The 11977-nt window shown below is 60.4% G+C and carries 13 protein-coding genes and 1 tRNA gene; 8 read left to right on the forward strand and 6 right to left on the reverse strand.

What is annotated here, in order from left to right:
- Nucleotides 1-32: 32 nt before the first annotated feature.
- Nucleotides 33-1574, reverse strand: coding sequence for a sugar ABC transporter ATP-binding protein (locus tag GGD57_RS17965; RefSeq protein WP_184471683.1), 1542 nt, complete (start codon nucleotides 1572-1574; stop codon nucleotides 33-35).
- A gap of 68 nt (nucleotides 1575-1642) precedes the next feature.
- Nucleotides 1643-2572 (reverse strand): sugar ABC transporter substrate-binding protein, encoded by a 930-nt coding sequence (locus GGD57_RS17970; RefSeq protein WP_097610425.1) that lies wholly within the window; start codon nucleotides 2570-2572, stop codon nucleotides 1643-1645.
- A 371-nt stretch (nucleotides 2573-2943) separates the two neighbouring features.
- On the opposite strand from GGD57_RS17970, the gene GGD57_RS17975 reads away from it, so the two are divergent.
- Nucleotides 2944-3441 carry a DUF1993 domain-containing protein gene (locus GGD57_RS17975; protein WP_184471684.1) on the forward strand — a complete coding sequence of 166 codons (498 nt, stop codon included), beginning with the start codon at nucleotides 2944-2946 and terminating at the stop codon, nucleotides 3439-3441.
- Nucleotides 3442-3594: 153 nt separating this feature from the next.
- On the opposite strand, the gene GGD57_RS17980 is transcribed toward GGD57_RS17975, so the two are convergent.
- Entirely contained in the window at nucleotides 3595-5154 is a 1560-nt protein-coding gene (locus tag GGD57_RS17980; protein ID WP_184471685.1) for an alkaline phosphatase family protein, read from the reverse strand.
- Nucleotides 5132-6115 (reverse strand): UDP-glucose 4-epimerase GalE, encoded by a 984-nt coding sequence (galE, locus tag GGD57_RS17985; protein WP_184471686.1) that lies wholly within the window; start codon nucleotides 6113-6115, stop codon nucleotides 5132-5134. The genes GGD57_RS17980 and galE overlap by 23 nt, the downstream gene beginning before the upstream one ends.
- A gap of 240 nt (nucleotides 6116-6355) precedes the next feature.
- On the opposite strand from galE, the gene GGD57_RS17990 reads away from it, so the two are divergent.
- The gene (locus GGD57_RS17990) at nucleotides 6356-7003 is read left to right on the forward strand and encodes a ThuA domain-containing protein (protein WP_184471687.1); all 648 of its coding nucleotides are present in this window, start codon (nucleotides 6356-6358) and stop codon (nucleotides 7001-7003) included.
- A 66-nt stretch (nucleotides 7004-7069) separates the two neighbouring features.
- Nucleotides 7070-7636: a GNAT family N-acetyltransferase gene (locus tag GGD57_RS17995; RefSeq protein WP_184471688.1), complete on the forward strand. Its 567-nt coding sequence runs from the start codon at nucleotides 7070-7072 to the stop codon at nucleotides 7634-7636.
- Nucleotides 7637-7653: 17 nt separating this feature from the next.
- On the opposite strand, the gene GGD57_RS18000 is transcribed toward GGD57_RS17995, so the two are convergent.
- Nucleotides 7654-7914 carry a DUF2934 domain-containing protein gene (locus GGD57_RS18000; RefSeq protein ID WP_184471689.1) on the reverse strand — a complete coding sequence of 87 codons (261 nt, stop codon included), beginning with the start codon at nucleotides 7912-7914 and terminating at the stop codon, nucleotides 7654-7656.
- A gap of 250 nt (nucleotides 7915-8164) precedes the next feature.
- On the opposite strand from GGD57_RS18000, the gene GGD57_RS18005 reads away from it, so the two are divergent.
- The 3 genes from GGD57_RS18005 (at nucleotide 8165) to GGD57_RS18015 (ending at nucleotide 10408) form a co-directional block, all read left to right on the forward strand.
- Nucleotides 8165-9601 (forward strand): DUF6880 family protein, encoded by a 1437-nt coding sequence (locus GGD57_RS18005; protein WP_184471690.1) that lies wholly within the window; start codon nucleotides 8165-8167, stop codon nucleotides 9599-9601.
- A 259-nt stretch (nucleotides 9602-9860) separates the two neighbouring features.
- Nucleotides 9861-10112 (forward strand): type II toxin-antitoxin system ParD family antitoxin, encoded by a 252-nt coding sequence (locus GGD57_RS18010; protein ID WP_184471691.1) that lies wholly within the window; start codon nucleotides 9861-9863, stop codon nucleotides 10110-10112.
- A gap of 2 nt (nucleotides 10113-10114) precedes the next feature.
- Nucleotides 10115-10408 carry a type II toxin-antitoxin system RelE/ParE family toxin gene (locus GGD57_RS18015; RefSeq protein ID WP_184471692.1) on the forward strand — a complete coding sequence of 98 codons (294 nt, stop codon included), beginning with the start codon at nucleotides 10115-10117 and terminating at the stop codon, nucleotides 10406-10408.
- A gap of 432 nt (nucleotides 10409-10840) precedes the next feature.
- On the opposite strand, the gene GGD57_RS18020 is transcribed toward GGD57_RS18015, so the two are convergent.
- Nucleotides 10841-10930, reverse strand: a tRNA-Ser gene (locus GGD57_RS18020).
- 304 nt (nucleotides 10931-11234) lie between these two features.
- On the opposite strand from GGD57_RS18020, the gene rplU reads away from it, so the two are divergent.
- Together rplU and rpmA are read left to right on the forward strand one after the other, a co-directional pair.
- Nucleotides 11235-11552: a 50S ribosomal protein L21 gene (gene rplU, locus GGD57_RS18025; protein WP_003543907.1), complete on the forward strand. Its 318-nt coding sequence runs from the start codon at nucleotides 11235-11237 to the stop codon at nucleotides 11550-11552.
- 34 nt (nucleotides 11553-11586) lie between these two features.
- Nucleotides 11587-11856 carry a 50S ribosomal protein L27 gene (gene rpmA / locus GGD57_RS18030; RefSeq protein WP_003567620.1) on the forward strand — a complete coding sequence of 90 codons (270 nt, stop codon included), beginning with the start codon at nucleotides 11587-11589 and terminating at the stop codon, nucleotides 11854-11856.
- Nucleotides 11857-11977 lie beyond the last annotated feature (121 nt).

Consider the following 11977-nt stretch of genomic DNA (forward strand, 5'->3'; position numbering starts at 1 on the left):
CAAACCTCCCTTGGACGATCGCAGGCGGCGCATCACTGCGCAGCCAGCTCCATCACCTTGATCTGCGTTGCTTCATCGCGATTGAGGAAACCGGTGACGCGTCCCTCATGCATGACCATGATGCGGTCGCTCATGCCGAGAACCTCGGGCATTTCGGATGAGATCATGATGACGGCCACGCCGTTTCGCGCCATCTCCGTCACCAGCCGGTGGATTTCCGCCTTGGCGCCGACATCGATGCCGCGCGTCGGCTCGTCGAGGATCAGGATCCGCGGATTGGTGAGCAGCCAGCGCCCGATCAGCACTTTCTGCTGATTGCCGCCGGAAAGATTTTCCACCCGCTCGTAGAGATTGGGCGTTTTCACCCGCAGCTTTTTCGCCATGTCTTCGCAGGTCGCCTCGATTGCGCCCTGCTGCACGAAACCGCCCTTGACATATCTGTCCTGCAGAACGGCGATCTGCATGTTTTCGAGAATATCGAGGATCAGCAGACAGCCGGTATCTTTGCGGTCCTCGGTCAGGAAGGCCATCTGGTGGCGGATAGCCTCGGTCGGCGAGGAAATCGTCACCGGTTTGCCGTAGAGCTCGATCGAGCCGGAGCTTGCCGGCGTCACGCCGAACAGCGTTTCGGCGACATTCGATCGCCCGGAGCCGACAAGGCCGGCCACGCCGAGAATCTCGCCCGCCCTCACCTCGAAGGAGACGTCCCTGAAGACGCCGTTGAGGCAAAGATCCCTAACGGAGAGCATGACCTCGCCGATCGGCACCTCTTCTTTCGGAAACATCTGGGTGATTTCGCGCCCGACCATCATGCGGATGATGTCGTCGCGGGTGACGTCGGTCGAAGCATGCGTGCCGATATATCGGCCGTCGCGGAAGACGGAGAACTCGTCGGCGATCTCGAACAGCTCGTTCATCTTGTGGGTGATGTAGACGATGCCGATGCCCTGGGCCCTGAGGTCGCGGATGATGCGGAAGAGATGCTCGACCTCGCGCTCGGTCAGCGCCGAGGTCGGCTCGTCCATGATCAGCACGTCGGAATTATAGGAGACCGCCTTGGCGATCTCGACCATCTGCCGGTTGGCGACCGACAGGTGCCGGACCTCGATATCGGGATCGATGTCGATATTGAGCCGGGTAAACAGTTCCTCGGTCATGCGGTGCATGACGCCGTGATCGACGAAGCCGAGGCGGTTCTTCGGTTCGCGGCGGATCCAGATATTTTCCGCGACCGTCATGAACGGCATCAGGTTCAGCTCCTGATGGATCATGGCAATGCCGTTTTCCAGCGCGTCGAGCGGAGATTTCAGCCGGATTTCGACGCCTTTCAGGCGGATATCGCCCTTGTCGGGTATGTAGATGCCGGCAAGGATCTTCATCAATGTCGATTTGCCGGCGCCGTTTTCGCCCATCAGCGCATGCACGGAGGCGCGCTTCAGCCGGAACTGGACGTCGTCGAGGGCGACGACACCGGGAAATTCCTTGCGAACGCCCTCGGCGCTCAGCAGATATTCCGCATTCGGAACTGCGCCGCTCGCACGCACGGCGGCCATGGTTGTCGGGCTGACGGCCATCTCATCTCCTCCAAATACGGACAGGCGGAAAGGATGCGGGCAGAGCCCGCATCCTGTTGGCACTCGTCTCAGTTCTTGGTGACGAAGTCCTTGACGTTGGCAGGGGTGACGAGCTGGAAGGGAATATAGACCTTCTTCTCGATCTTTTCGCCCTTGGCGAGCTTGAGCGCAGCGTCGAGCGAGCCCTTGCCCTGGCCGGCAGCGTCCTGGAAGACGGTGACGTCGAGATCGCCGGCCTGCATGGCGGCAAGCGCGTCCTGCGTGGCGTCGACGCCACCGACGACGACCTTGGTCATGTCCTTGCCGGCAGCCTTCAGCGCCTGGATGGCGCCAATCGCCATTTCGTCGTTGTTGGAGATGACGGCGTCGAATTCGATGCCGCTGGACAACCAATTGGTCATCAGGTCGGCGCCCTGGGTGCGGTCCCAGTTGGCCGTCTGCTCTTCGACGATCTCAAGGCCCTTGCATTCATCGGTCTTGACGACGTCATGAACGTCCTGGGTGCGCATGCGTGCAGCCTGGTTGGAAAGCTCGCCCATGATGACGACGGCCTTGCCCTTGCCACCGAGAATGCGGCAGATTTCCTTGGTTTCCAGCGTGCCGGATTCCTGCTCGTTGGAGGCGACGAAGGCCTGCTTGTCCGGCAGCGTGTCGACATTGACCGGCTGGCGGTTGACGTAGACAAGCGGAATGCCGGCATCGGCGGCGAGCTTGGACATTGCCGTGGTTGCGTCGGTATCGACAGGGTTGACGATGATTGCATCGACCTTGGAGGCGATGAAATTCTGGATCTGGCTCTGCTGCTTGGAAACGTCGTTCTGTGCGTCTTCGACCTGCAGTGTCACGCCGGAAAGCGTCTTTGCATAATCGGTCATGCCGTTGCGCAGAACGGTCAAGAAGTTGTCGTCGAATTTCGCCATCGAGACGCCGACGGTTTCTGCGTGCGCGGCCGTCGACATGACGAGCGCCATCGCAGTGCCCAGGATAAACTTTTTCATTTTCACTTCCTCCACAAAGCGGTGCCCGGCTGCACCCTCCTCACGCCGGAGCTCCAGGCATTTGCCCTGAAGCCGTAATTCCCTCGCGCCGCCTCTCCCGCGGCGCTTCCGCAAAACGGAACAAACAAACCGTAAAATTTGCTCTTCGGAATATTCATTCCATTTTCTGGGAACGGCGTCAAGCCTCTTTAGCGGCGACGAGGCATGGATAAAGCTGCAATGCCACGGACTTCATGATCGGCGCCCGCATGCCGCTGTTGTGAAAGACGAGGGCCGCATCCATTTATGGGAGGTCGAAGACAAGGCCGGGCCGCAGGCGTCTTCGATTTCTCGATGCGGCCGGTCATTTAAAGATTTTGGAGACAGGACAAATGTCCATTTCGATCTATCGCCTCACCGTTCCGATGTTCCAGCGCGGCCTTGCCAGCCTGAAAACCTATCTCGACAAGGCCGAAGCCTATGCGAAGGAAAAGAATATCGATCCGACGATCTTGGTCGCTGCGCGTCTTGCGCCTGACATGCTGCCGCTCTCCGGCCAGTATCAGCGCGCCAGCGACAGCGCCAAATTCACCCTCGCCCGCCTGACCGCCACCGAGGCCCCGAAGTTCGAGGACAATGAGAAGACGTTCGACGAGCTTCGCGAGCGCCTGGCAAAGACCGAAGCCTATCTCGCCGGCTTCTCAAAGGAAGCGCTGGAAGGCGTCGAAAGCCGTCAGATCACCCTGCCGGGCAACAGCGGCATCGTGCTGCCCGGTGACGAATATGTCACCGTCTTCGCCCTGCCGAATTTCTATTTCCACGTCGCGACCGCCCACGCCATCCTGCGCAACCAGGGTGCGCCGATCGGCAAGCGTGATTATCTCGGGTAAAGTGCTTAGCCCCGACTTCGCGCGTCCTTTGGGACGCGCGGCGCTCTAAAGCAATTCCAGGAAAAGTGTGAAGCGGTTTTCCGTCCGGGATTGCTTAAGAACAAAAGGGTAGAGCGGTTCTACACTTCCATGAAAAGCTGAACCGCTCTAACTTCAGGGCCGGCGCGTCACCGGCCCTTTTTCCGTCAGCTCGGTATAGGCAAGCGTCTGGTCGAGATGCCGCGCTCGCAGCGACAGCAGCTTTTCGGCATATTCAAGCCGGATCGCCGCATAGGCCGGGTCGGCCGCGACATTGTCGAGCTCCATCGGATCGTCGCGGAGATCAAAGAGCAGCGGCGGCAAGCCGGCAAAATGCACGTATTTGAACCGTGCGTCACGGATTACTGCGAGATTGCACTCGTTGGACCTGAGCCCGAAATGCTGTTCCGCCTGGCCCTCGGCGATATCGCGGAAGTCGAACTCCCAGAAGGCTGCGTCCCGCCAGTCCGCCCCGCTGCTGCCATTGACAAACGGCATCAGCGACCGGCCGTCGAGCCCGTTCTCCGCCTCGATGCCGAGCCTTTCGCAGAGAGTCGGAAAAATATCCGCAGCGCTGGTGAAATCGTCGACGAGCCCGCCGGCCGCGCCGCTTGAAGGATCGCGAATGACAAGCGGAATATGATAGCTGCCGTCGAAGAAACCGCCCTTCCCCAGCGTCCAGTGATCGCCCGCCATCTCGGCATGGTCCGACGTGAGGACAACAAGCGTATCGTCCCAGGCGCCCGCATCCTTCAGCGCCTGCCAGATACGGCCGAGCTGCGCATCGACCTCCGATATCATGCCGTAATAGATCGCCCTGATCGCGGCGAAATCCTCGCTGTTCCAGTTGCCGAGCGGTCCCTTTGCGCCGTGGATGAAGCTGCCCTTGTCGGTGCGCGGCATGGCGAAGGCGAGATAGGGATGACCTGCCTCTTCCGCGTCGCGATTTACCGCCCGTGCAAAAGCCGGCCCCTCGCCCGGCTTGACCATCCGGTTGAACGGCTCCGGCACCGAGAATGGCGGATGCGGGCGCAGGAAGGAGACATGGGCAAACCACGGCCGATCCTGCTCACCCAGCCAGCGGATGAACTCGCCGGCCAGGAACGCCGTCTGGGTCTCGTCGCTGGAATAGGCCGGCGCCGCATCGGAAATTTCTCCCGGCGCCGCGCCGACGGGAATATGGATGTCACGGCTGACAGCATTGGCATGGCCGCGGGAGCGGAGCCATGAGAGCCATTGCCTCTCGTGCTCCGGCAGAAGCTGGCGAGCCGTAAAGCCCGGCAACAGGCCTTCATAGGTCGTCAGATGCGGATCGTTGGCATCCATCCCGCGCGGATCGGGCGCCGTGTCGGTGTAGCCGAACAAAGTCGGGTCGTATCCCGCCCGGCGCGCGGCCAGCGCCAGATTGTCGAAGCGGGCGTCGAGCGGCGAACCGTTGCGGCAGACGCGATGGTTCATCTGATAGAGGCCGGTATAGAGGGTCGCCCGGGCCGGCGAGCAGGGTGCCGCCCCGGCATAATGCCGCCGGAACAGCGTACCCTCCCGCGCCAAGGCATCGACATTGGGCGTTTTCACGCAAGCATGACCGGCAGCCGACAGGCAATCGCCGCGCCATTGATCCGCGGTGATCAGCAAAATGTTCGGCCGACGCGCCTTCTCGGCGCGGGTTGGCTCAGTGCTGGTTGGATTTTGCATGCCAGTTCCAGGCGGAACGGATGATCTCGGACAGATCATACTGCGGCACCCAGCCGAGCACGTCACGCGCCTTGTCGTTATTGGCGACCAGCGTATGCGAATCGCCTTCGCGCCGGCCGATATATTCGACCGGGAAAGGCCGGTTCGATACATCTTCGATCGCGCCGAGCAACTCCTTCACCGTCGTGCCGGTGCCGGTGCCGAGGTTGAGCGCGACGGAATCCCCGCCCTTCAGCAGATATTCGACGGCACGCACATGCGCATCGGCAAGATCGAGCACATGGATATAGTCGCGCACGCAGGTGCCGTCGCGCGTCTCGTAATCGCTGCCGAACACCTTGAAGCCTTGGCGGCGGCCGAGTGCGGCATCGATCGCCAGAGGTATCGCATGCGTCTCCGGCTGGTGCCATTCGCCGATCCGGCCTTCGAAATCGGCGCCGGCCGCATTGAAATAACGCAGCACCACCGAGCGCAGGCTCCGGTACTGGTCGTAATCGGCAAGCGCCTGCTCGACGATATATTTCGTCCGCCCGTAGGGATTGATCGGAACCTGCCGGTGCGTCTCATCGAGCGGCACGCTCTGCGGCAGACCGTAGGTGGCGCAGGTGGAGGAGAAGACGAAGGCGTTGATGCCGGCCGCCTGCGCCGCCGAAAGCAGCGTCAGCGTGCCGATGACATTGTTCTCATAGAAGGAAACCGGATCCTTGACCGATTCGCCGACCTCGATCAGCGCCGCAAAATGCAGGATCGCCGCCGGCTTGTGCTTGGCGAGCACCTCGTCCAGCCGGGCGCGATCGCGAATATCGCCTTCCTCGGCCGGGCCCCATTTGACGAACTCGCGATGGCCGTTCGAAAAATTATCGAAGACGACAGGCTTGTAGCCCTTGTTCGCCAGGTCGAGACACGTATGCGAGCCGATATAGCCGGCGCCGCCGACCACAAGAACCGTTTCACCTGCCATGCACCACCCTTATTGTTAGCGAGAGATAAAAGAAACCTAGACGAGATACACGTCAATAAAAAGAAGGAATTGCGATAGGCAGGAAAGGACAATAGGTCAAATGCCGAACGCCCCGGCCCCATGTTCTCTGCCGGATCGGCAATGGCGAATTATTCGCGTGATTTGCATGATCGCCCGTTTTAAGGGGCTTTACCACCATGTGATGCAACGGTCCGCAGCCGTCAGCCAGGGAGCGCGCGAATGAGGAAAGCATTGGTCGTTTGGGGCGGATGGCAAGGCCATGAGCCGGAGCAATGCGCCGAGATCGTCGCCGATCTCCTGCGCGAGGACGGTTTTGCGGTGGAGGTTACCGGCGATCTCGGCATATTCGGATCTCCGGCGCTTGCCAGAACAGATCTGCTGGTGCCGATCATCACCGGCGAAACGCTCGAAAAGCCCCATGCCAGCGCCCTGGTCGAAGCGGTGCGCGGCGGGCTGGGGCTTGCCGGCCATCACGGCGCGCTCGCTACTTCCTTCAAGGAAAGCGCGCCTTTCCGCTATGTCTCCGGCGTCACCTGGGTTGCCCATCCCGGCAACATCATCGACTTCCGCGTCGCCGTCACCCGCCAGGACGATCCTGTCATGGAGGGCATTCCCGATTTCGATTACCGTTCGGAGCAATATTACCTCCATTACGATCCCACTGTCGAAATCCTGGCGACCACCACCTTCACCGGCGCCTACGATCCGGCCGCCCGCAATGTCGTGATGCCTGTTGTCTTCAAGCGCCATTTCGGCGCCGGCCGCATCTTCTATTCCGCGCTCGGCCATGTCGCGGCCGAATTCGACCATCCCTATATGCCCCTCATCCTGCGGCGCGGCCTGAACTGGGCCGCTCGCCAGCCGTGATGGAACACGCCCGGCCGATTGTCGACCGCCCGCCCGCGCCATAATTTGCCGGTATGCAGGATCGTTATGCAGGATCGTTTCTCTTTCGTCCCCGCCACAACAGACCGCCTGGCCGATATAGAAGCGGTGTTCGACGATTGCGCCGACGGCCGCAATTGCCGCTGCGCCTACTGGTATCTTCCGAATGCCGACTACAAGGCCGGATGGGGCGAGGGAAATCGCAGCTGGTTTCGAAGCCTGCTCGCCCAGCCGCGCCCGCCGGGCATTCTCACCTATCACGAGAACGAGCCGGCCGGTTGGTGCGGCGTGGCGCCGCGAGTCGTCTTCGACCGGCTGCACCGCTCGAAACCCTTTGCTGCGGTCGATGACAGGCCGGTCTGGTCGATCACTTGCTTCATCGTCCGCAAGCCATTCCGGCGGCAGGGCCTGTCGCGGCGGCTCTTGAACCATGCCGTCGAATTCGCACGGGCAAATGGCGCCGAATGCCTCGAGGCGTACCCCGTCGACCAGCTCCGCGCCTCGAGAGTGGGCGACCTCTATCCGGGAGCGCTCTCGATGTTTCTTGATGAAGGTTTCGTCGAGGTGGCGAGACGCCTGCCGACAAGGCCGATCGTGCGCCTGGAATGCCGTTAGTTCGAAGTCCTGGCAGTCTAACGGGCCGCTTTCAGCTGCCGGTCGTCGTCATCGACGACGTCGGGCGCCGGCTCGTCATAAACCCGCATCAGCCGCCCGGCTGCCTTCAGCTTCTCGATGAGGTCGTTTCCATCGGGCGAGGCCTTGGTCAATTCCAGCTGCTCGAATTCCCTCAGCGCCTGCGCCCAATGGCTTTCGCCGCGCCCATCCGGCCTGCCTTCAAATTCCCACAGTGAATAAGCGCGCTGGCTGACCCAGGCGTCTTTATTGTGACTCATGACAAACCCCAGCCGAAAAATTTGAAAGCAAATATCGATAACAAGAAGGTGCCAAAACCGGCTTTAGGAGTCGTTACGAGGCAGCGTTATTTTTTAGCTAACGGCGATGATTCGGCGAGACTAAGCGCCGATAAAGTCATACGAATTCGGTCTATGGTCGCAGCTGGAATTATCCCGGCGTCTCCGCACCCGACACCTTGGACTGACCGAAACGCTGAGATACTGTCGGCCTGAAACGATAGCGATGGCCATGGCAGCAAAGACAACTCTCAACGCGAAAAACCTGGAGGCCCTCGGTGCGCAGCGTCTCGCCGAACTGCTGATCGAAATCAGCACCGGCAGCGCCGCCCACAAACGCCGGCTTCGCATGGAGCTTGCCGGCAATCACGGCAGTGCCGAAGTGGCGCGTGAGGTGCGCAAGCGCCTCGCCAGCATCGCGCGAGCCCGCAGCTTCATCGAATGGCATAAGGTGAAGGCGATCAATACCGACCTCGAAACGCAGCGATCGACGATCGTCACGGTCGTCGCCGCCGACGATCCGAAGGAGGCGTTCGATCTCATCTGGCAATTCCTTGCCGTCGCCCACACGATATTCGAGCGATCCGGCAGCGGTGACAGCGTGTTCCTCGATACCTTCCATCAGGCATGCGCCGATGCCGGCGTCATCGCCAGCGCCGCTTCTATCGGTACCGATGTCCTTGCCGACAGGGTCTTCGATGCGCTGCAGGATAACGACCACGGCCAATATGATCCGCTGATCGCCGAAATGGTTCCGGCACTGGGCAAAGACGGCCTGGAACGGCTGAAGAGCCTCCTGGTGCAATGGTCGAACGAAGCGGAGGAGAAGCCCGCCGATGCCGACCGGGAGATTTTCGGCTGGGGCGGCAACGAGCCGATTTTCAGGGACGAGATCTACGCCCGCCATCGGCAACAGACGGCGCGAATCGCTCTGCAGGAAATTGCCGATGCCGAGAACGATGTCGATGCCTTCATCGCCCAGCAGCCGAAAGAGACGTTAAGGGCGCCGACGATCGCAACCGAGATCGCCGACCGTTTGCTCCTGGCTGGACGCGCCGGGGAAGCATTGGAGATTTTGGACGCCGCCGATCACCGGGGGCGGTTCGAACTGCCTTATGAATGGGAGCGCGCCCGCGTCGAGGCGCTCGATGCCCTGGGACGGGAGGAGGAAGCGCGAGCCTATCAATGGCAACGCTTCGAGCAGTCGCTGAATGGCGAGCACCTTCGCGCTTTCCTGCGAAGGCTCCCCGACTTCGACGATATCGAGGCCGAGGAGAAGGCATTCGCCTTCGTCCATGGTTTTCCGGATGTTCACCCGGCGCTTGCCTTTTTCCTCACCTGGCCCGCACATGCCGAGGCAGCAAAACTCATCTCCAGGCGCCAGGCCGAACTGGACGGCAACCTGTACGAGCTGATGACACCGGCCGCCGAGATGCTGCAGGAGAAATATCCGCTCGCGGCAACCATGCTGCTGCGGGCAATGATCGGCTTCGCCCTCGATTACGGCCGATCCAGCCGTTACAAGCATGCCGCCCGCCATCTGGCGGAATGCGCGTCGCTGGCCCCTCATATCGACGATTTCGGCAGCGCCCGGCCGCACGACGCCTATCTTGTCGAGCTGAAACGCCAACATGGAAATAAGCACGGCTTCTGGAGCCTGCTGCGTTAAGCCGGACACGAGACCGCGCCGAACTTGACGGCAGCTTGAGGAACGCCGCCGTATGTCCGCGCTGAGGCAGGAAATCGCCCGTGCGTATTTGGCGAAGAACCGGGATATTCGTACCGATCTTCGGGCATATGATGTCCTATCAGCGGAATTTTCCAGGCGGGCGGGCGTGTCTGGGCGTCGCACTATCGAATAACGCGGGGGCGATCAAAATTGACAAACTTTGCCAAATTGTGTCACGCTACAAAATAAGGAGGCCGATATGGCGACGATGAATGTATCCCTGCCCGGCCCGATGAAAGACTGGGTCGAGGCGCAAACCAAAACGGGCCGCTATGCCAACGCGAGCGATTATGTCCGCGACCTTATCCGCAAGGATCAGGAGCGAAAAGATAAGATCGCCGCCATGCAGCGATTTGTCGATGAGGGGCTGAAGAGCGGCGTCGGTACACGCTCGAAGGACGAGCTTTTTGAGGCAGCGCGGGCACGCGTTGAAGCCTCCCGCGGCAACTGACGATGGGGTTTCACCTCACAAAAGAAGCCGAAGAAGACATGATCGGCATTGTCGAGGCGGGAATCCGGCTGTTCGGGCCGGCGCAAGCGCGGCGCTACCATGACGAGCTTTACGCCATTTTCGACCTGATTGCTGCCAATCCCCGAATGGCGCGAGAGCGTCCTGAGATTTCGCCGCCTATGCGCATTCATCCCTTCAAGGCGCATCTCGTCGTTTACACAATCGAAGAGAATGGCGATGTCCTTGTTGTCCGCCTCCGGCATGGACACGAAGATTGGCTTGATGGAAACGAGTGACCACAGCTCTCGACACATGATGGATATTAATAAGTATCTACCAGTGGAACGTCACGATGAGCGCGACCGCCAAGCTATTCACACATGGGCGCAGCTAGGCCCTGCGCCTGCCAAAAGAGTTTCGCTTCGAAGGCAAGGAGGTCCGGGTCGGCCGGGTCGGCCATAGCGTGATCCTCGAACCGCTCGACGCTGACAACGCCATGCCTTGGGCGGCAATCGACAAGGTAGGCGACACCCCTCTCATGCCCGAAGGGTCGTGAGCAACCATCCATGCCAACCGACCGCGTCGTGTTCGACTGAATGATCCTGTCACAGTCTTGAACGGACGGTCACGTCAAATTCGCGGGCGCTTCGATGAGGCGCGAAATGCAGCAGCCCCGCTTGGCCTGGCAATTTGAGCGAAATCAGTAGATCGCGGCCTTACGGTCCAAGTGGCGGAGAGGGTGGGATTTGAACCCACGATACCCTTGCAGGTATGCCGCATTTCGAGTGCGGTGCATTCGACCACTCTGCCACCTCTCCGCGGTCTGGTCGGCGCTTGTTCGGCGCGGGCGTTCTCATAACGAGCATATGACGGGTTGGCAAGCCGAAAAGTCGAAGCATTCCATCCTTTTGCCTTGACACCTTTTTGACACTCGCGTATCTCGGCTGCGCAATAGGTTTGGAGAAATCCGTGCCTTGCTCGTCTCGCGCTCGCGTGGGACACTTCACCGGCAGGAAGAGTTCGAGGTTCCCTCTGAAATCCCTGCTTAACTTCGACTGATAAAAAGACGGCCGCCTTGCTCAAGGAGCGAGGAGAGCTGGAACGAACATGAAAGGATAAAAAATGTTCGCAGTCATCAAGACCGGCGGTAAACAGTACCGTGTGGCAGCCAACGACGTGCTGACCATCGAAAAGCTGGAAGCCACCGCTGGCGATTCCATTGAATTCACCGAAGTGCTCGTGATCGGCGAAGGCGCCGACGCTGCGATCGGTGCGCCCTTCGTTACCGGCGCCTCTGTCAAGGCAGAAGTCGTCGAACAGAACCGCGGCAAGAAGGTCATCGCCTTCAAGAAGCGCCGCCGTCAGAATTCGAAGCGTTCGCGCGGCCATCGTCAGCATCACACGGTCGTCCGTATCACGGACATCGTGGCTGCCAAGTAAGATCAACGGGTTTCAGGTTTAAAGGAGAACTCCAATGGCACACAAAAAAGCTGGCGGTTCCTCGCGCAACGGTCGCGATTCCGAATCCAAGCGCCTTGGCGTGAAGAAGTTCGGCGGGGAAGCCGTCATCGCAGGCAACATCCTCGTGCGTCAGCGCGGGACGCAGTGGCATCCGGGTTCCAACGTCGGCCTCGGCAAGGATCACACGATTTTTGCACTTACCGCCGGCAATGTGAACTACCGAACGAAGGCCAACGGTCGCGTCTACGTGTCTGTCATGCCGAAAGCGGAAGCAGCGGAATAAGCCGGTAGCGCTCTAAAACAGCCGGCGTCTCATCGACCCGGCTGGCCGTACCAGGTTCAGTTCAGAAAACAGGGGAGATGGGGCGCCATCTCCCCTTTTTCTTTGTCCAAACAGGAGGACT

Source organism: Rhizobium esperanzae (genome assembly GCF_014197615.1).
Lineage (GTDB): Bacteria > Pseudomonadota > Alphaproteobacteria > Rhizobiales > Rhizobiaceae > Rhizobium > Rhizobium esperanzae_A.